Here is a 19,301-nt window from a genome sequence, read left to right on the forward strand (position 1 = left end):
GTGTTCAGGGGGTGCGGGTGACCACCAGGTCGGTCGAGCGTGCCGCCTTCGCGAACGTCACCGCGTCCTCCACCGCCGCCCCGCGCGGGTCGTTGTTGAAGTACGCGTACACGTCCTCGTCCTCCGCCCAGGTCTCCGTGATCCGCTCGACCCATGTCTTCAGTGCCTGCCGGCCATAGTGCGGCCACACATGTGCGCGGCCCACATGGAAGCGGACGTATCCCCAGTCGGTGGTGCGCCACAGCGGAGTCACCGGGCGGGACTCGACGTCGGCCCAGCACAGGGCCGCGCCCCGGGACTCCAGGACCTCGCGCACCCGAGGCGTCCACCAGCTGTCGTGCCGGGGTTCGACCGCGACCCGCGTCGCGGCGGGGAAGCACTCCAGACAGGCGTCCAGCAGCCCGGCGTCCGCCCGTAGCGTGGGCGGCAGCTGGAGCAGGACCGGGCCGAGCCGGGCACCCAACCCCTCCGCATGGGACATCAGACGGCTCACCGGCTCCTCGGGATCCCGCAGCCGCTTGATGTGGGTCAGATAGCGGCTCGCCTTCACCGCGACCACGAAGTCACCCGGCACCCGGTCCCGCCACGCCTCGAAGTTCTCCCTGGTCGGCAGCCGGTAGAAGGCGTTGTTGATCTCGACCGTGGCGAACTGTGCGGCGTACTCCTCCAGCCACAGCCGTATAGGGACGTCCGGCGGGTACAACACGCCCCGCCAGTCCCGGTACTGCCACCCCGAAGTCCCGACGAACAGGGTCATAAATCCATCAAAGCACTACAGATACAGGCCCGCGTCCGCCCCGTCCCGAGGATCCGGCAGCGACGTCGGCGACGTCCCCCGCTTCAGGGCGTACAGCTCCGCCAGCGTGGCGCCCTCCCGGCCGACGCCCTCGTCCGTGCCCAGCCAGCCCACCGCCTCCCGGCGGGTCAGCGGACCCACCTCGATGCGGGCCAGACAGCGGCCGGGGCGGACGACGGCGGGGTGCAGGCGCTCCAGGTCCTCGTTGGTGGTGACGCCGACGAGGACGTTGCGGCCCTGGCCGAGCAGGCCGTCGGTCAGGTTCAGCAGCCGGGACAGGGCTTGGCCCGCCGTGTGCTTCGCCTCGCCCCGGATCAGTTCGTCGCAGTCCTCCAGGAGCAGCAGCCGCCAGCGGCCCTTGCCCGTGGAGTCGTCCTCGCCGATCGCGATGTCCATGAGGTAGCCGACGTCGCTGAAGAGGCGCTCCGGGTCCAGGACGCAGTCCACCTGGCACCAGTCCCGCCATGAGCGGGCCAGGGTCCGCAGCGCCGACGTCTTGCCGGTGCCCGGCGGGCCGTGCAGCAGGAGCAGGCGGCCCGCGATGTCCTCGGGGGTCGTCTTCATCAGGCGGTCCATGGCGTCCGCGACCGGCGCGGTGTAGTTGGGCCGCACCTCGTCCCAGGTGCCCGCCGAGATCTGCCGGGTCGTGCGGTGCGGGCCGCGCCTGGGGGAGACGTACCAGAAGCCCATGGTGACGTTCTCCGGCTGCGGCTCGGGCTCGTCGGCCGCGCCGTCCGTCGCCTCGCCGAGGACCCGCTCCGCCAGCTCCTCGCTGGTCGCCGTCACGGTGACGTCGGCGCCCCGGTTCCAGCGGGAGACCAGCAGGGTCCAGCCGTCGCCCTCGGCCAGCGTCGCGCTGCGGTCGTCGTCGCGGGCGGTGCGCAGCACACGGGCGCCCGGCGGCAGCAGCGTCGCCCCGGACCGTACGCGGTCGATGTTCGCCGCGTGCGAGTACGGCTGCTCGCCCGTCGCGAAGCGGCCGAGGAACAGCGCGTCGACGACGTCGGACGGCGAGTCGCTGTCGTCGACGTTGAGCCGGATCGGCAGAGCTTCGTGCGGGTTCACGGACATGCCGCCATGATCGGGCACGCGACGCCCCCGTGCACCCGGTTTCCGCCGCACGTCCCGCCAACGGTGCACGTCCCGCGCCCTCCGCGGCCTGTTACGGGACTGTGTACCTCCGAAACCTGCCCCAGCGCCCGACACCCCCGTTACCGTTGTCCTTGATGGGACGTCATGGGTGGAATTCGGGGGCACGGCGGTGGCGGCTCACCGCACTGCTCGGCGTGGGCGCGGCCGCTCTGGCGCTGGTCGTGACCCTCCTCAACACGCTTCCGGGCAACGGTGTGAACACCGACGGCACCTCACGCGACGGCGACAAGCCGCACGGCAACCCGACCGCCACACCGGACGCGACGAATCCCGAGGTCGGCTGGGGCTTCACGCACACCGAGCACAGCGCCGACGAAGGCGCCTCCGCCGCCGTCAAGCGCGTCGAGGGACGGCTCGCGGACGCCGGGGGGCTGCCGCAGATCCAGCACATCATGGGCTGGGGCGCCGACAACCCGGAGCCGGTCAGGGGGCGTTACGACTTCGAGGCGATGGACCGCCGTATCGACTTCGTCCGCGCCTCCCGCAGCACCCCGGTCGTCACCCTGTGCTGCGCCCCCGACTGGATGAAGGGCGGCGAGGCGGGCGTCGACAACACCGACTGGAGCCAGGCCGCCCTGGAGACCGCGCCCGACCCGGAGCACTTCGAGGACTACGCCGCGCTCGCCGTGACCGTCGCCAAGCGCTACCCGGACGTACGCCACTTCATCGTCTGGAACGAGTTCAAGGGCTTCTGGAACGACGCCGAGGGCCGCTGGGACTACGAGGGCTACACCAAGCTCTACAACCTCATCTACAAGGCGCTCAAGAAGGTCAACCCCGACATCATGGTCGGCGGGCCCTACCTCGTGATGGACAGCGTCGACCCGCGCGCGGAGGAGGCCTCGAAGGCCCTGACCGGCTCCTGGGGTGCCCTGGACCAGCGCACCGTCGACGCCTTCGCGTACTGGAACGAGCACAAGGCGGGCGCCGACTTCGTCGTCGTGGACGGCTCCAGTTACACCCGGGACGACGAGCTGCTGCCCGACGAGTTCACGGCCACCGACAAGTTCACGGCCGTGGGGGAGTGGGTGCGGAAGCAGACCGGTGATCTGCCGCTGTGGTGGGCCGAGTACTACGTCGAGCCCGCCGACGGCAACGACGACCGCAAGGGCTGGTCCGAGTCCCGCCGGGTCGCCGTCCAGGCCGCCGGGATGATGGCGCTGGCCAAGGGAGGTGCCACCTCCGCCTTCTACTGGAACCCGGAGGAGGAGAAGGGCACCGAGTGCGCCGGCTGTCTGTGGACGCCGACGGACGCCTCGCGTGGCGGTGCGAAGCTGCCGATGTACGACCTGGTCGCGCGGTTCGGGAAGGAGTTCCGGCCGGGGACCGGGTACAAGGAGGTGTCCGTGGACAAGCCCGACGTCCGGGTTCTCGCCACGGACAAGGTGATCCTCGCCGTGAACACCCTCGACCGGCAGACCACCGCGAAGATCGACGGCGAGAAGGTCGAGCTGCAGGCCTACGAGGTCAGGTGGCTCCAACGCTGAGGAGCCACCCCACCTCCGTTACTTGATCGTCAGGAACCGCTGCACCAACGAAGCCAGCAACACCGCCAGCAGCGGCAACGAGAACCAGAAGCTGCTCTGCAGCCACCGCAACTGCCGCACGCCCGGCGCCATAGCCACCCGGACGATCTCGCGGGCCATCAGCAGCACGATCAGCGCGAGCGCCGCAAGGCCGCCGACCACCGACCACGGCGTCCAGGTCACCTGCGGCCCGATCGGCCCGGGATCGGCCTTCGGGACGGCACCCGCGGGCTGCTTCTTCAGCGCGTACATCGTCACATCGGCGTTGCCGAAGACCCGCTTCAGCTCCTGCCGCTTGTCGAGGTTCTGGAGCAGCCTCGTCTCCCAGGTCGCCGAATAGCCGACGTCCAGCCGGAGATAGGTGACCTGACCCCGGTTGATCATCAGATACGAGTTCGGGCCCGCGTCCTTCAGCGCCTTCACCAGGCCCGACACCAGCACCGGGTCGACCGGAGCCTGCGTCGGCACATAGGACACCTTCTCCATGTCCCGCGAACCCCATGGCATCGCCGGTGTCACATCGTTCACCGGGTCGCTGCTCAGCCAGAGCAGTCTGAGGCTCGGGTCGTCATGGGCGTACACGTACTCCATGGCGGCGACCTCGCCGGGCTTGACCCGCTCGAACGGCTCGTTGCCCCAGCGGGCCACCAGGAAGCCGCCCATCAGCACCAGGCCCGCCATCAGCGCCGCCAGCGGGGCGAGGCTCACCCGGTCCTTGTCGCGTTCCTTGGCGGTGACGCCGGTGCGCGGGAAGAAGGCGAGGCCGGTGAGGAGGGCCGCGCCGGGCAGGGCGAACATGAAGACCCGCAGGGCCATCTCACCGCCGTACGACTGCATGCCGAAGCCCAGGAACGGCACGAAGGTGAGGACGAGCAGCGAGCGTTCGCGGTAGTGGTGGAAGCGGCGGCGCCACCAGCCCCAGCAGGCGAAGGCCATCACACCGCCGGCGAGCAGCACGCGGACGTACAGCACCAGCTTGTGCGTGGAGCTGCCGCCTTCGATACGGCCGGACACCGACGACGTCACATTGCCGCCCACGCCGCCGACCCCGCCGAAGAGCTCGTCGAAGTGGCCGGACCAGTACGGCTCGGCCATGAAGCCGATCCAGACGGTGACCATGACACCGAACAGGATGGGCAGACCGCGCAGTTCGGACCTGCCGATCAGGACGAGCGCCGTGAGCACGCCCAGCATCACGAACGGCGTGAGCTGGTGGGCCGGGACGCTCGCCGCGAACAGGCCGGTCACGACCATGAGCAGTACGGCCCGCTGACGGCGGTCCGTCGGCTCGACCTCCAGCTCGCCGGGCCGGCGCTTCGTCCAGATCACCCGTGGCGCGCGGAACCAGACCAGCAGGATCGCCGCGAAGACGAGATACAGCAGGTAGGTGAAGCCCTGCGGGGAGAAGTAGTCCTGGCCGACCCAGCCGCTGAGCACGAACACCCAGATGCCGGTCCACTTGGCCCGCCAGCTCGCCCGCATATGGCGTACCAGGAGGAACATCGGGACCAGGTACAGCAGTTGCATCGCCGTCGGCCACCAGCGGATGACCTCGGTCAGGTCGTTGACCCCGCAGGCCTTCGCGGTGAACGCGGCCACCGCGAAGAAGCCCGGCCAGCTCCAGCGCGCGTCCAGGTCGGGCACCGCCGAGCCGGTGCGGTCGATGTAGTCGAGGAAGCCGAGGTGCTGCCACGCCGTCGCGAACCGCGGCTCGGTCTCGATCAGGGCGGGCAGGGCGTGCAGCGACACGACCGTCGCGAGCAGCGTGAGCAGCAGCAGCGCCCGGTGCTCACGGCCCAGCCACAGCAGCGACGCGAACGTCACCGCCAGCAGCGCCGCCCCGAGCAGCGTCGCCGGCGGCAGCACCGAGATCAGCCCGAGCCCGCCCATGCTGTCCAGGTCGGACTCGCCGAGCCGCAGCGCGGGCACCCAGTACAGCAGCAGCGCGGCGATCAGCAGACAGCCCAGGATCACCCCGAGACGGGTCGGCAGCAGCCGCTCACGCCGGGCCGGCGCGGGCTCTTCGGGCATGGGCGGCTCTTCCGGTACGGCGGCCTCCTCGCGCTCTTCTGGTACGGCCGTCTCCTCGCCGGCGCCCTTGCCCGCGTCGAACTCCGCCTCGAACGGCGCGTCCACCTCGGCCGGCTCCCGCTCCTCCACCGGAAGCCCGAACTCCGGTGTCCGTGCCCAGGTCGGCCGGTGTTCCGGACGTACCGGCGGCGTGCCCGTGGGCGGTGTCCCCGGACCCGGGCGGACATCCGGCCGCCGCTCCAGGTGGTCGAAGTCCACATGGATGCCGAGAGCGAGGGTGTCGCTGTCCAGCGCCCAGCCGGGCCCCCGCTTGCGCGCCCCCTCGGGCACCTCGCGCGCCCCCAGGTCGGCGAGGTCGCCGTCGGGTGCCGCGTCCTCGGGGATCTCGGCCGAGTTCGCCCGCGCGGTCCGGTACAGCTTGGGCGCGGCGATCGCGACGATCACCGACAGCGCGGCGATCTCGGCGACGCCCGCGCCGGTCAGGCCCATCCGGGGGAGCAGCACCAGCGTCAGACCGAGCACCAGGGCACACAACAGGCCCTGGAGCCACGCAAGTCCGGCGGTGCGGCTCTGGGCGCGCAGGACCGCGAAGTACGTCTCCATCACGACCCGCAGCAGTCCGCCGACCGCGAACCAGCGCAGCAGCGGCGTCGCCGCGTCCGCGTAACCCGGGCCGAAGACGCCCAGGATCCAGGGCGCCCCGAAGAACAGGATCGCGGCGACCGGGAGCATGATCCGCGCCATGCGCTTCAGCGCCGCGCGGGTGTTGGCGGCCAGCCGGCCGGGATCGTGGGCGCCCTCGACCGTGAGGGATGCGCCCATGTTGATGGCGAGCAGATTGACGGTGCCGCCGATGGTGGCCGTGATGTAGAAGTACGCGTTGTCCTCGGAGGAGACCTGCGCCGCCACGATCACGGGGATGAGATAGACCACGGCCAGCGAGAACAGCGAGCCGGTGTAGTCGCCCGCCAGGAACCGCCCGATCTCTCGCAGCGACGGGGGAGCGGCATGGTCCTCGGTCGCCGCCATGTGGCGCGGCACCAGGCGCCGGAACACCAGCCAGCCCAGCGGCAGCACCGACACCGCGATCGCCGCGACCCAGGACACGAAGACACCGGCGGTGGGGATCGCCACCGCGAACGCCACCAGCAGCCCCAGCTTCACCGCAGAGAACACGGTGTTCCCGACCGGCACCCACACCGCGCTGCGCAGCCCGGTCAGCACCCCGTCCTGGAGCGTGAGCACGTTCCAGGCGACGACGGCCAGGACGAAGAACAGCCCGTTCAGCGGCCCGTCCAGGAACCGGTACGACGGCCCCCACAGGTCCAGCGTCAGCAGGAAGACGCCGGCGGCCAGTGCCACGATCACACAACTGCCCGCATACGTCTGGAAGATCAGGCGAGCGCTCGTACGGCCCCCGACGGGGATGAAGCGGGCCAGGGCGCCCGTCAGGGTCACCGCGGTGAGCCCCGCGAGGAACTTCATCGCGGCGATCGCGGCCGACCCCTGGCCGACCGCGGACTCGGAGTAGTAGCGGGCGGCGGCCAGCCAGAAACCGAGCCCGAGCACGGCGGAGACGCCGGTGTTGAGCATCAGGGCGTAGGCGTTGCGGAACAGCTGGCTGCCCCCGGAGGACCCGCCCATGCCGGGCAGGCGAAGGCGGCGCCCCGACTGCTCGGGCGCCTGCGCGTCGGTCGAGGCGGGCTCGGTCGTGGTCGTCGTGTCAGACACGGGAACGGATGGCCTTCCGGCGTACCTGTCGGGCTCTGCGGACCACGGCGTACCCCTTGGTGAGGGCGCGGTCCCTGGCGAAGGCGCGGGCGATGGCACGGCCCTCGACCATCCGCCCGAACTCCTCGATGCCGGTGGTGCGGCGCACGGTGAGCCGGGTGAGCGCGTACGGCCCCTGCCGGCGCCGCGCGAGGCCGTTGTTGACGGCGAGCGCCTGGCCGTACCCCGTCTCCCGCACCGCCTCGCGCACCCGGCGGCTGGAGTAGCCGTACGGATAGGCGAACGAGGCCGGGACGGTGCCGAGTTGATCGCTGATGATCTCCTTGCACAGGATCAGCTCGGACCGCAGCCTGTCGTCCGGGAGCTGGTCGAGCTGCGGATGCGTGTGGCTGTGGCCGCCGATCTCGACGTCCGCCCCGGCAAGCTCGCGGACCTGGTCCCAGTCGAGCATGGTGTCCAGGCCGCCGCCCATGTCGTGCGGGCCCTTCAGCCAGCCCGTGGAGACGAACACCGTGGCCGCGAAGCCGTGCTTGGCGAGCACGGGCAGGGCATGCCGGTGCACGCCCTCGTAGCCGTCGTCGAAGGTGATCAGCACCGGGCGTTCGGGCAGCGGCTTGCCGGAACGCCAGCGTGCCGCGAGATCGGCCGTGCGGACCGGCGTCAGGCCGAGATCGCCGATCAGCGCCATCTGCTCCGCGAACGCCTCCGGCGCCACCGACAGATCGCGGGTGGCGCCGTTCGGCGCGGTGGAGACGGCGTGGTACATGAGAATGGGCACGCGCCCGTCGGTCATCTGCTTCCCCCCTCGATGCCCACCACCGAGTACTCAACGCCCCCTCGGCGCACCCGGACACTCCCCACGACGTACCCACCGGCGGCCGTCAGCACCCCCGCGACGATCGCGCCCGCCCGGCCCGCACCGCCCCGCCGGGCCAGTACGGCATCCCGCAGCCCGCGCGCCACCCCGGCCGGCAGGACCCGGGTGGCGTACCGGCGCTCGGACTCGAGTCCCTTGTCGGCGCCGACACTTCGGGCCACCAGCGCCTTCGACAGGCCCTCGGCGTACGTCCGCGTACGGAAGTAGCCGAAGTGCTCACGTGCCTCGGGCACCCGGTGGTGGATCACCGCCCGGTCGTCGATCAGCAGTACGGCGTCGGGCCGGGCCCGGGTCAGCCGGATGCACAGCTCCGTCTCCTCGCAGCCCAGCGGCAGCCGGTCGCCGTCGCGGCCGATGCCGGTGGCGAAACCGCCCGCGAAGTCGAACGCCGTACGCCGGAAGGAGGCGTTGCCGCCGAGGACGTTGCGCACCTTGACCCGGCCGCGCGGCAGGCCCCGGTAGGTGCAGCCGACGACCCAGTCGAACTCCTCCGGGAACCAGTCGGGGCGCCTCCCCGACGCCCAGATCGGCTCGGTGCGCCCGCCGACGGCCATCACGCGCGGGTCGGCGTACCCGGCGGCGAAGTGCCGCAGCCAGTCCCGCTCGGCCACGGCGTCGTCGTCGAGGAACGCGATGACCTCGCCGTACGACGCGGCGATGCCGGTGTTGCGGCCGGCGGACAGCCCGCGCGGGCCCGCGTTGGCGAGCACCCGCACATCGGTCGCTTCCTTGTACTCCTTGGTCAGCCGGTCCAGGAGCGCCGCGTTGTGGTCCACGACCAGCAGCGTCTCCAGCGCCGGATACGCCTGCGCCCGCACCGAGGAGACCGCCGCGAGGATGTCCTCCCAGCGGTCCTCGGTGTACACGCAGATCACGACGGAGATGTCGGGACCGCTCAAGACGCCTCTCCCCGGACCGAGCTGATCACCTGGGAGTGGTTCCTGCGGCTGCGCAGGGCACGCCGGTTGGAGCGCTCCTTCAGGATCACCTTGAGCACCCTGAGCCCGTCCCGCACGGCCCGCAGATTGCTCGTGCCGTGGATGCGGAGGTACTCGTGGCTGGGTATCTCCTGCACCTTCAGGCCCGCCTTGACGACCCGGATGTTCATCAGGGTCTCCACCTCGAAGCCGGTGCAGTCGAGGTCGATCTTGTCCAGGCAGTGCCTCCAGAACGCGTTGTATCCGTAGCAGAGGTCGGTGTAGCGGGCACCGAACTTGCGGTTGACGGCCGTGCACAGCGCCCAGTTGCCGAGCTTGCGGATCGGCGTCATGTCGTCGGTGCCGCCGCCGTTGGCGAAGCGGGACCCCTTGGCGAAGTCCGCGCCCGAGACCAGGGCGGACACATACGACACGATCTCCTGGCCGTCGGCCGAGCCGTCGGCGTCGACCATCACGATGATGTCGCCGGTGGCCGCCTCGAACCCGGTGATCAGGGCATCCCCCTTGCCCCTGCCGCGCTGGCGCACGACCTTCACCTCGGGCCACAGCTCACGGGCCACTTCGACGGTGTCGTCGGTGGAGTTGCCGTCCACCAGGACCACTTCGTGGATCCAGTCCGGCAGTGTCTTGAAGACGTACGGCAGATTCTCCGCCTCGTTCATGGCCGGGATCACCACGCTCACCGGCGGAGTGATGGCCAGGTGCGAGGAGATGGGCCGGTACTTGCCGGCCGGTGACGGATCGCGGTCCGCGACCGGCGGGCGCAGAACAGAACTCATGAGTCAGGTCCCTCTCGTCCGGTGGACCGCCCGCCCCTGGGCGGCCCGGCTATGTGTCCGGTTCGAAAGGGGGGTTCTTCTCACTCACGGCACGAAGGAACGGATCTCCGTACGCGTGTGGTGAGCTGGCATTTCTGGCCGACCACCCGAAGAGCGGCAGCCGGTCGCGCGGCACGACCCGGTCGCGGGTGCGCACACCGAAGCGGGAACACCGAAGTGTGAACACCTTTCACCGAGCACCCCCCTACCACGCCCCGCGCCGGGACCGTCGCGGTCCTTGAGCCCTCCCCTAGAGCCGCGGCGACCGTCCGATGCGGGTGAGATGTACGACGGTATTGACGATTGAGCCTGTATGGCAAGAGCTGGAACGAGCCCTCACATTTTTGTTGGTTTGACCGGAGTTAGCCGCGTCCCTGGCCTTGTCCCGAACGGATCTTCCCCATGCGTTTGAGGAGCCGGTCCGCCGGTTCGAAGAGCTCCGGCCGTGTCTGCACGGTGTTGCGCAGCGCCCGGACCGGGGCACGCCGTGCCCGGTGTCCGAACGCGACCGGGTGACGCCTGGTCACCCACCCCTCCGACACCGTCAACTCGCGTGTCTTCAGGGAGTCCTTGTACTCCTTCTGGCCCCGGCCGAGATCGAGATAGGCGATCCCGTCGGCGGCGGCCGCCTCCGCCATCCGCAAGTGCAGCACCAGGCCCGGCGAGTACTTCGAGAACGCCGGGTCGTACGCCGGGAACCAGCAGGCCAGCACCCGCTCGGTGCGCAGCCCGAAGTGCGCGGCGATCGGACGGCCGTTCGCGTACAGCACCGACAGGATCCCCGCGAACGGCTCCGAGCGGGTGTGGAACAGCTGGTCCACGAGACGGGTGATCCACTCGTGCGCGAAGCGGTCGCTGCGCCCGGTCCTGCGGTACTGCGCCGACTTCCAGGCCATCAGGGTGCGCAGCGCCGCCGGGTCCCGCTCGTCGTGCACATACCGCACGCCGTCGTGGTCCCGGCCGAGCTTGCGCTCCTTGGCGAGCGTCGTCCGCGTGAACTTCGGTGACTGCTCCCGGAGTTGGGCCAGATACGCCTCGTACCCCTGGTCGACGTCCATGACCGGGGACGGGAACGTGCCGGAGGCCTCGGCCCCGAACGCCATCTGCCCCTCCACCAGGTGGTCGAACTCCCACACCGCGAGCCCGCACGCCTTCAGCAGCTCCCGCGCCTCCCAGGTGAACCCGGGCCGGTGCACCACGCCCTGGGCGTCCGAGACACCGAGGCCGATGGCCCGGCCCACGCCGGACGCCGTCCGCTGGAACGGGAAGAACGCGGCCGGCTCGCCGCCCTCCCGTACGACCGCGATCCGCACCCCGCGCCGGCAGCGGCCGACGGCGAGCGCGAACTCGGGCGACAGGAAGGGGTTGCCCAGCTCGGGCGAGCCCTGGAGATGGGCCTTGGACTGCATCGATGTCCACGCCGCCCGGTCGGCGGAGCTGAGCTCCCCGGGGCGGTACACGCTGATGTCCACGTCAGTCAGTCCGCCTTCGCGTCGTACGGCCGCGCAGCCGCCGCACCAGGACGAGCACGAGAATGAGCGCGCTGATCGCGGTCACCGCCACGATCCCGCCGTCCACCGACCACCGGTGCACGGCGAGCATGCCCTGGGTCACCAGCATGTTGAGGACGACCGCGCCCGCAACCGCGGCGACGGTCCGGCCGAACGGTTCCAGCCCGCGCAGCGCCGCGGCGATGGCCCCGGCCGGTGCCGCGAGCAGGAAGAACAGCGTGAAGGGTCCGCGCAGCGGCGAGCCCGAGTCGGCCAGCGCGAGGATCGCGCCGAGCACCCCCACGGTCGTCGCGGCGCCCGCGAGCAGCGGTGTCAGGTCCCTCCCCGGCCCTGACCGCGCACGCTCGGCGTCATCGGCCTCGCCTCTGGACGAAGCTGTCTTGATATCTGTCTTGCCACGTAAGGTCTGCATTGGCGACTTTGCCCCCCGAAGCGCCGGATGCCGGGCTTCAATGTGGCTCAGTGCCGCGTCGGTCGTCAAGATGCGAACGGCCTCTTGACATCTGTTCATGCCCCACGCATGTGCGAACGGTCCCCGCGGGCGCGAGGCCTGCGGGGACCGCTGGTTCAGATGGTGCGGGGGTGCGTCACGGCACGAGCTTCAGCAGGCGGTTCGGGGAGCCGCTGCCGGGGCTGGTGACCGCGTTGGTGGTGGCGCCGCCGGTGAGCGCGGAGGCCACCGTGGCCGGGGTGGCCGAGGTGTGGCCCGCCAGGTAGACCGCCGCCGCGCCCGCCACATGCGGGGTCGCCATCGATGTACCGGAGATGGTGTTGGTCGCGGTGTCGCTGGTGTTCCAGCCCGCCGTGATCGACGAGCCCGGCGCGAAGATGTCCAGGACCGAGCCGTAGTTGGAGTAGCTGGCGCGGGCGTCGGAGCTGGTGGTCGCGCCGACCGTGATCGCGGTGGGGACACGGGCCGGGGAGTACGAGGAGGCGTTGGCGCTGCTGTTGCCTGCCGCGACCGCGTAGGTCACGCCGCTCGCGATGGAGTTCGCCACCGCGGTGTCCAGCGAGGTGGAGGCGCCGCCGCCGAGCGACATGTTGGCGACCGAGGGGCCGGAGTGGTTGTCGGTCACCCAGTCGATGCCCGCGATGACCCCCGCGGTGGTGCCGGAGCCGCTGTTGTCCAGCACCCGCACCGCCACGATGTTCGCCTTCTTGGCGACACCGTAGGTGCTGCCCGCGATGGTGGTGGCCACATGGGTGCCGTGACCATTGCCGTCGGAGGCGGTGGTGTCGCCGTCGACCGCGTCGTAGCCGTAGCTGGCCCGACCGCTGATCTGCTGATGGGTGATGCGCACACCGGTGTCGATGACGTACGCCGTCACGCCGCTGCCCGCGCTGTCCGGGTACGTGTAGGTGCCCGAGAGCGGGAGGGCGGCCTGGTCGATGCGGTCCAGGCCCCAGGGGGCGCTGGTCTGAGTGGTGTCGGCGAGCTGGACACGCTGGTTCTGCTCGACGGAGGCCACCGCGGGGTCGGCCGCGAGTCGTCTGGCCTCGGCCGCGGAGAGGGTGGCGGAGTAGCCGTTCAGCGCCTTGGTGAACGTCTTCTTCACCGTGCCGCCGTACTCCTCGACGACGTCCTTGCCCGCGGCCGAGGCGGCCTTGAGGCCCGTGCTCTTCTTCAGCGTGACGATGTAGCTGTCCTTGACGGCCGTGGGGGAGCCGGCGGCAAGGACCTTGCCCTCGGCCGGGGCGGCCTGGGCGGGGAGGGCGGTGAGTCCGCCGACGAGGGCGGCGGTCGCCAGGCTGGTTATCGCGGCGAGCCGGAGCTTGTTGCTACGCAGTGGTGCCATACGAGGGAGTCCTCCTCTAGGCCGTGCGCAATGTGGTACGCGCACATGTGGGGGTTCGAAGCCGAGGTAAAGGATCTGTGGTCCACTCGTGACCGGCAAGAGAGTTGACGACCTGTCAACAATGTTGTCATGAACACGAAATCAAACTCATGGGGTACACATAGGTTGAGGGTCGCGATGCCCGGAAAAGTCTTGGCATGGACACTTCCCGTCAACACGCGTAGTTGGTACGACGGTTATGGCAGAGATCCTGCTATAGGGAGGTTCCATGAGACGTTCCCGACTTTCCGTATACGTCGCCTCACTCCTCCTCGCCGTCGGCAGCGCCCTCACCGGGGCAGCCACCGCGCACGCCGCCGACACCGCCGCAACAGGCGGGTACGTGGCGCTCGGCGACTCCTACTCCTCGGGCCTCGGCGCGGGGAGCTACATCGGCTCCAGCGGCGACTGCAAGCGCAGCACGAAGGCGTACCCGTACCTCTGGGCCGCCGCCAACTCACCCTCGTCGTTCGACTTCACGGCTTGCTCGGGCGCTCAAACGGGTGATGTCACCGCGAGCCAGCTCGGCCCGCTCAGCTCCGCCACCGCACTCGTGTCCATCTCGATCGGCGGCAACGACGCCGGATTCGCCGACATCATGACGACCTGTGTGCTGCAGGGCGACAGCGCCTGCGTCTCCCGCATCAACACCGCCAAGGCGTTCGTCGACTCGACGCTCCCCGGCCGCCTCGACAACGTCTACACGGCCATCCGCACCAGGGCGCCGTCCGCCCATGTGGTCGTCCTCGGCTACCCCCGCTTCTACAAGCTGGGCGCGTCGGGCTGCATCGGCCTCTCCGAGACCAAGCGCAGGGCGCTCAACGACGCCGCCGACTACATCGACGCGGCGACCGCGAAGCGCGCCGCCGACCACGGCTTCACCTTCGCCGACGTACGGCCCGCCTTCACCGGCCACGAGCTCTGCTCCGGCAGCCCGTGGATGCACGCCGTCAGCTGGCTCAACATCCCCGAGTCGTACCACCCGACGGCCGCGGGCCAGTCGGGTGGCTATCTGCCGGTGCTCAGCGGCGCGGCCTGACCGCTTCAGGCCGTCAGTCGCTCGGCGTCTCGGTAGGCGTAGGCGAGACCCCGCCCGTCGGGGTCTCCGTCTCACAGGTCACCGAGAACGCCACCGAATCCGACTTCGTCTCCACCGGGTCGCGCACCTCGACGCTGATCTCGCTCTCGAACGTCCCGCTGTCGTCGTGTGTCGTCACGAACGCCCGGTCCTGCTTGCTCCGCCCCCCGCCCTCCGGGAACGACAGGGTCTTCCAGCCCTGATCCATGACGTCCCCGTCCTCGGACACCCAGCGATAGGTCACCTGCGCCGGCAGCCGCCCCACCGTGAACGTCGCCGTGAAGGCGGGCGCCTGACCGCTCGGCGGCGGACACGCCCCGGAGTACTCCAGGTTCGAGCCGGCCAGCGCCACCTGCACGGACTGCGGCGGGGTGTTCGTACGGCTCGGACTCGGCTCCGGGTTCTCGCCGCCGGTGCCCTCGTCCCCGGTCTCGGTCTCGGTCGCGGTCGCGGTCGGTGAAGTCCCGCCGCCCTTCTGGGTGTTGGTCCCCTGATTGCCCGCGTCGCCCCCGCCGTCGTCACGGTTGAGGAGGGCGTACGTCAGTCCTGCCACCGCCAGCGCGAGGACGGCGATGCCCGCGATGAGGGTGAGGGCGGCGCGGCGATTGCGGTCGGGGCGGACGGGGGTCGTCGTGGGCCCGGGCGGTGGGACCGGGGCCGTCGGCGCGGTCTGCGACGGCGTCGGGAACGCCGCGACGGTCGGGGCGTACGGGCTCGCCTGCACGGAGTCCGCGCGCGGCGTCCCGCCCGCCCCGACGATCCGCAGATCCTGCTCCGCCCGCTCGGCCGACAGCCGCTCGGCCGGGTCCTTGCGCAACAGCCCCTCGATGACGGGCGCGAGCGGACCGGCCCGGTGCGCCGGCGGCAACTCGTCGTCGACGATCGCGCGGAGCGTGCTGAGCGGGGTGTTCTGACGGAAGGGGGAATTGCCCTCCACGGCCGCGTAGAGCAGTACGCCGAGGGACCACAGGTCGGACTCCGGGCCGGGCGTGCGGCCCAGCGCCCGCTCCGGGGCCAGGAACTCGGGGGAGCCGATCACCTCGCCGGTCATCGTCAGCGCCGAGCTGCCCTCGACCATCGCGATACCGAAGTCGGTCAGGACGACCCGGCCGTCGTTCGACAGCAGCACGTTGGCCGGTTTCACATCCCGGTGCAGCACCCCGGCATCGTGCGCGGCGCGCAGCGCGGACAGCACCTCGGCGCCGATGTGCCCGGCGCGCTGCGGACTCAGCGGACCCTCGGCGTCCAACAGCTCGGCCAGCGAGATGCCCCGGACCAGCTCCATCACGATCCAGGGCCGGCCGTCCTGCGTCGCCACGTCGTACACCGTGACGACATTGCGGTTGGCGACCCGCGCCGCCGCCCACGCCTCGCGCTCGAGGCGGGCGTACATCCGCTCGACCTCCGACGTCGGCAGCCCGGCCGGCGCGCGCACCTCCTTGACGGCCACCTCGCGGTGCAGCACCTCGTCCCGGGCCCGCCACACCGTGCCCATGCCGCCCTCGCCGAGCGGGGACAGGAGGCGGTAGCGGCCCGCGATCACACGCTCACTGCCGTGTTCTTCGGACACGGGCGTCCCCCATTCGCAGCCGTGCGAAATTTCCACTCCGTGTGATTTCTTCCCAAAAGTAGCTCAGCCGAGTACGGATGCCGCCCCCTGGAACACCAATCCGGCCCCGAGAGCCACCACGAGGAGCGCGGACCCCAGGGGGGCGGTCCTGCGGAGGAACGTCGTGAGCGGGTGGGTCGTCCAGCGGGGCTGCTTGTCCAGGAGGCGGGTGACCCCGGTTCCCAGCTTGACGACGGCGAACCCGGCCGCCGTGAGGGTCAGGGCGAGCCCGACGCCGTACGCCACGACGAGCAGCAGCCCGAACCACGCCTTGCCGAGCGCCGCCGCGCCGACGAGCACGACGACCGCGGACGGACTGGGCACGAGTCCACCGGCGAAGCCGAGGAAGATCGTGCCGCGGAGGGTGGGGGCGGTGGGGTGGCTATGGGTGAAGCCGCCGTGGGTGTGGGTGAGCAGACCATGTTTGTGGGGCTGGCTGTGTGGGTGGGAGTGCGGCTGGGGGTGGGGGTGTGTGTGGTCGGGGGCTATGGGGGTGGGGGGTTCCGGCGTGGTGTGGGCGTGGGTGGTGTGTGCGGCGACCAGGACCGGTTGGCGCTCGTGAGCGTGTTCCGACTCGTGGGTGTGGTCGTGGGTGTGCTGGTGGGGGTGGTCGTCGTGATCATGTGTGTGGTCATGGGGGTGGCCGTGGTCATGGCCATGGTCGTGGGTGTGGCCGTGGTCGTGGGGCTGCCCGTATCCGTGGTTGCGGATGTGCCAGGCCCGGCGTACGAGGGTCGCGCCGGCCGCGATCACCAGGGCGCCGCTCGCGATGCCCAGCCAGGTGATCACCGAGGGCGCCGCCGCCGAACCGGCCGTGACCAGCAGGCCCAGGGCGACCACGCCCAGGGTGTGGGTGACCGTCACCGACGCGGCCAGCGGCATGACGTCCTTCAGCCGGGCCCGGCCGCCGCGTGCCGTCGCGACCGCGGCCATGATGGTCTTGCCGTGGCCCGGGGCGAGCGCGTGCATCGCCCCCAGGAAGACCGCGATGAGCAGCGCGAGCGCGGCGAACCCGAGGGTGAGGTCATGGCGGGAGACCAGGCCGTCCAGGGCGCGTGTCCAGCGGTCGGCGCCGCGCGGCAGGACGGAGGCGGCGGGGGCGTCCTGCTCGGACTCGGCGAGGGCGGGCCCACCGGGGCGTACCCGCAGCGACGCGGACTTGGTGTCGGCGGGGGAGGAGAGCAACTCCTCCGGATACTTGGTCAGTTCGCCGGAGACCGACTGCTTCGGTACGTCCGAGGTGCTCAGCGTCATCCGGTCGCCGCGTGCCGTGATCTCCCGCCAGCCGGGGCCGGACTGCGCGCCCGCGCTCCGGAAGCCCAGGGCGACCGTGGCGTCCTCGGGCAGCGGCGCCGTCAGCCGGCACTCCACCCGGAGCGTGTCGAGGCCGGCCTGACCGGGCCGTACGCGCGCGTGGCTGCTGTTCAGCGTCAGCTCGACCGTGCGGCCGTCCACCGTGACCTCGCTGCCCTGCGCGGCGTTCGCGCACCGCTGCCGGGCCCACTGAGTCATGCCCGCCTTCTCGATGTCGGGCTTGGCCTGGGTCGCCGGGATCTCGGCCAGGTCCTCGACATGGTGGACGCGTAGCTCGCCGGGGGCGGCGACCAGGCCGTCGTAGCGGTTGACGGTGAAGTTGCCGAGAGGGTGCGCGCTCGCTCCGGTGGCGGGGAACAGCGCGAGCGCGCAGGCCGCCGTGAGGACGGCGGCGCCGGAGGCGAGCAGACGGCGGGGGGTCACTTGGCGGCCTCCAGGTCCTTGAGCGCCGTACGGGCCTCCCGGGCGCCCAGCGGGGAGAAGCCGGGGTTGAGCTTCAGGGCGGCGCTCAGGTGCTCGCGGGCTTCCTCGTCGTGGCCGGTGGCGCGCTCGATGACGCCGCGGTGGTAGCGGAACGCGGCGCTGCGGTAGCCCGTCGCCGTGGCCTTCCTGGCGTACGGGAGGGCTTCCTCGTCCTTGCCGTTGACGTGCAGGGCCCAGGCGAGGGCGTCCGCGGTGTGCACGGTCCGGCGGCGGTTCCACTCGGCGCGGGCGGCGCGCAGGGCGGAGGCCTTGTCGCCGTGGTCGGCCGCCGCGAGGGCGGTGTCGAGGTCGGCGTTGACGCCGTTGGCGCGGGCGAGGGCCGTCCAGGCGTCGACCAGGGCGTACTGGTCGTCGGCCTTGACCTTGTCGCCGGTCGACTCGTACAGCTCGCCGAGTTCGACCAGGGGGCCGGGGAGGGGATAGCGGGCGACGACGTCCTTGAGGCCCTTCAGCGCGCCTGCCTTGTCGCCGCTCGCGGCCTGGGCGCGGGCTCGGCCCTCCAGGGCGGGGACATAGTTCTCGTCGGCGCCGAGGGCCCGGGCGTAGTGGGTGAGCGCCGTGTCGTAGTCGCCCTGGTTCCACGCGAGTTGGCCGAGCTGGGCCGCTACGTAGGCGATGTCGCCGGGGGCGCTCGCGGAGGAGAGGGCCTGTTCGAGGACGCGTTCCGCCGTGCGGACGTCGCCGCGCAGTTCGTGCACATACGCGTACCGGGTGAACACCGGGATGCCCGGGCGGCGGTCGTCGGCGGTGTCGGCGGCCTTGGAGGCCTCTTCGTAGCGGCCGAGTTCGACCAGGGCGTCGACGCGGGTGCACAGGGCGCGTTCGCTGTAGGGGTTGATGTCCAGGGCCTGATCGGCGTACTTCAGGGCGTCCTCGAAGTCGTGGCGGGCCGCGGCGAGGGCGGCGCGGCCGGCGAGGGCCTGGTCGTTGTCGGCCTTGAGCGCGAGGGATTGCTTGAACGCCTGGTCGGCCTGGGGGTAGCGGGAGGGGTCGCCCTTGGTGCGGGCCTGCTCGATGTAGGCGAGGCCCAGGGTCGCCCAGCTGCTGAAGTCCTTTGGCTGGTCCCGGAGGTGGGACTGGAGGGAGGCGATGCCTGTGTCGAGGTCCCCGGTCGTGAGGAGGCCGGGGGAGACGGCGGCGGAGGCGGGGGCGATGCCCTGGCCGGTGTTGTCGCGGGCGGCGCCGAGGGCTATGGAGCCGGCGGTGAGGGCTACGGCGAGGAGGGCGGCGCAGCCTGCGAGGTGCAGGGCGCGGCGGTGGGCGGCGGCGCGGCGTACGGCGGTGATGCGCGGCTTGGTGTTCTCGCCTCTGCCGCCCCTACCCGTCCCCTCCTCCAGGGGCTCCGCCCCTTCGACCCCGCCGTCCTGAGGGCTGCCGCCCCCAGACCCCCGCTCCGGCCCCGAAAGGGCCTTGTCCTCAAGCGCCGGCCGGGCTGAGATCGCCTCCGGCCGGGCTGAGATCTCCTGCTCCGGTGCCGAGAGGCTCGGGTCCCTTCGCTTCACCCCGCGCACCCGCCGTACCGCGGCAACGCGATCCTCGTTCTCCGGTGGGGTGTCGTTCGTGCGCGGGGCCATGCCCTCTCCTCCGTCGGGTTTCAGGAAC

The 19,301-nt window shown here is 71.3% G+C and carries 14 protein-coding genes; 2 read left to right on the forward strand and 12 right to left on the reverse strand.

Annotated elements, in window-relative coordinates; all coding sequences use genetic code 11:
• Positions 1–4: 4 nt before the first annotated feature.
• Positions 5–757: a DUF72 domain-containing protein gene (locus IE325_RS31020; protein WP_190073428.1), complete on the reverse strand. Its 753-nt coding sequence runs from the start codon at positions 755–757 to the stop codon at positions 5–7.
• Positions 758–772: 15 nt separating this feature from the next.
• On the reverse strand, positions 773–1,867 hold the full coding sequence (locus IE325_RS31025) for a DUF5925 domain-containing protein (RefSeq protein WP_190073429.1): 1,095 nt from the start codon (positions 1,865–1,867) through the stop codon (positions 773–775).
• Between the two features lie 155 nt (positions 1,868–2,022).
• Here IE325_RS31025 and IE325_RS31030 point away from each other — a divergent pair, with 155 nt between their 5' ends.
• Entirely contained in the window at positions 2,023–3,435 is a 1,413-nt protein-coding gene (locus IE325_RS31030; RefSeq protein WP_190073430.1) for a GH39 family glycosyl hydrolase, read from the forward strand.
• A gap of 18 nt (positions 3,436–3,453) precedes the next feature.
• On the opposite strand, the gene IE325_RS31035 is transcribed toward IE325_RS31030, so the two are convergent.
• The 7 genes from IE325_RS31035 to IE325_RS31065 form a co-directional block, all read right to left on the reverse strand.
• Complete coding sequence (locus IE325_RS31035; protein ID WP_190073431.1) at positions 3,454–7,236, reverse strand: lipopolysaccharide biosynthesis protein; 3,783 nt, start codon at positions 7,234–7,236, stop codon at positions 3,454–3,456.
• On the reverse strand, positions 7,229–8,029 hold the full coding sequence (locus tag IE325_RS31040) for a polysaccharide deacetylase family protein (protein ID WP_190073432.1): 801 nt from the start codon (positions 8,027–8,029) through the stop codon (positions 7,229–7,231). The genes IE325_RS31035 and IE325_RS31040 overlap by 8 nt, the downstream gene beginning before the upstream one ends.
• Positions 8,026–9,012 (reverse strand): glycosyltransferase family 2 protein, encoded by a 987-nt coding sequence (locus IE325_RS31045; RefSeq protein WP_190073433.1) that lies wholly within the window; start codon positions 9,010–9,012, stop codon positions 8,026–8,028. The genes IE325_RS31040 and IE325_RS31045 overlap by 4 nt, the downstream gene beginning before the upstream one ends.
• A complete protein-coding gene (locus tag IE325_RS31050; protein WP_190073434.1) occupies positions 9,009–9,830 on the reverse strand; it encodes a glycosyltransferase family 2 protein in 822 nt (273 codons plus the stop codon). The genes IE325_RS31045 and IE325_RS31050 overlap by 4 nt, the downstream gene beginning before the upstream one ends.
• A gap of 401 nt (positions 9,831–10,231) precedes the next feature.
• Positions 10,232–11,341, reverse strand: coding sequence for a GNAT family N-acetyltransferase (locus tag IE325_RS31055; RefSeq protein ID WP_190073435.1), 1,110 nt, complete (start codon positions 11,339–11,341; stop codon positions 10,232–10,234).
• 1 nt (position 11,342) lies between these two features.
• Positions 11,343–11,792, reverse strand: a complete 450-nt coding sequence (locus IE325_RS31060; protein ID WP_229912134.1) for a hypothetical protein — start codon at positions 11,790–11,792, stop codon at positions 11,343–11,345.
• Between the two features lie 175 nt (positions 11,793–11,967).
• A complete protein-coding gene (locus IE325_RS31065) occupies positions 11,968–13,176 on the reverse strand; it encodes a S8 family peptidase (RefSeq protein WP_190073436.1) in 1,209 nt (402 codons plus the stop codon).
• A 268-nt stretch (positions 13,177–13,444) separates the two neighbouring features.
• Between IE325_RS31065 and IE325_RS31070 the strand changes: the two genes are divergently transcribed.
• Complete coding sequence (locus IE325_RS31070; protein ID WP_190073437.1) at positions 13,445–14,254, forward strand: SGNH/GDSL hydrolase family protein; 810 nt, start codon at positions 13,445–13,447, stop codon at positions 14,252–14,254.
• A 13-nt stretch (positions 14,255–14,267) separates the two neighbouring features.
• Here the strand turns inward: IE325_RS31070 and IE325_RS31075 are convergent, their stop codons facing one another.
• The 3 genes from IE325_RS31075 to IE325_RS31085 form a co-directional block, all read right to left on the reverse strand.
• Positions 14,268–15,863 (reverse strand): serine/threonine-protein kinase, encoded by a 1,596-nt coding sequence (locus IE325_RS31075; protein ID WP_190073438.1) that lies wholly within the window; start codon positions 15,861–15,863, stop codon positions 14,268–14,270.
• A gap of 63 nt (positions 15,864–15,926) precedes the next feature.
• On the reverse strand, positions 15,927–17,639 hold the full coding sequence (locus tag IE325_RS31080) for a nickel transporter (protein WP_190073439.1): 1,713 nt from the start codon (positions 17,637–17,639) through the stop codon (positions 15,927–15,929).
• Positions 17,636–19,273: a tetratricopeptide repeat protein gene (locus IE325_RS31085; RefSeq protein WP_190073440.1), complete on the reverse strand. Its 1,638-nt coding sequence runs from the start codon at positions 19,271–19,273 to the stop codon at positions 17,636–17,638. The genes IE325_RS31080 and IE325_RS31085 overlap by 4 nt, the downstream gene beginning before the upstream one ends.
• Between the last annotated feature and the right edge of the window lie 28 nt (positions 19,274–19,301).

Source organism: Streptomyces lanatus (assembly GCF_014655715.1).
GTDB classification, from domain to species: Bacteria; Actinomycetota; Actinomycetes; order Streptomycetales; family Streptomycetaceae; genus Streptomyces; species Streptomyces lanatus.

What these genes read in the sequence shown, in the direction of transcription:
- IE325_RS31070 (WP_190073437.1), top strand. Translation starts at nt 13,445, where the DNA reads ATGAGACGTTCCCGACTTTCCGTATACGTCGCCTCACTCCTCCTCGCC.
- IE325_RS31030 (WP_190073430.1), top strand. Translation starts at nt 2,023, where the DNA reads ATGGGACGTCATGGGTGGAATTCGGGGGCACGGCGGTGGCGGCTCACC.
- IE325_RS31065 (WP_190073436.1), bottom strand. Translation starts at nt 13,176, where the DNA reads ATGGCACCACTGCGTAGCAACAAGCTCCGGCTCGCCGCGATAACCAGC.
- IE325_RS31020 (WP_190073428.1), bottom strand. Translation starts at nt 757, where the DNA reads ATGACCCTGTTCGTCGGGACTTCGGGGTGGCAGTACCGGGACTGGCGG.
- IE325_RS31040 (WP_190073432.1), bottom strand. Translation starts at nt 8,029, where the DNA reads ATGACCGACGGGCGCGTGCCCATTCTCATGTACCACGCCGTCTCCACC.
- IE325_RS31060 (WP_229912134.1), bottom strand. Translation starts at nt 11,792, where the DNA reads ATGCAGACCTTACGTGGCAAGACAGATATCAAGACAGCTTCGTCCAGA.
- IE325_RS31085 (WP_190073440.1), bottom strand. Translation starts at nt 19,273, where the DNA reads ATGGCCCCGCGCACGAACGACACCCCACCGGAGAACGAGGATCGCGTT.
- IE325_RS31025 (WP_190073429.1), bottom strand. Translation starts at nt 1,867, where the DNA reads ATGTCCGTGAACCCGCACGAAGCTCTGCCGATCCGGCTCAACGTCGAC.
- IE325_RS31050 (WP_190073434.1), bottom strand. Translation starts at nt 9,830, where the DNA reads ATGAGTTCTGTTCTGCGCCCGCCGGTCGCGGACCGCGATCCGTCACCG.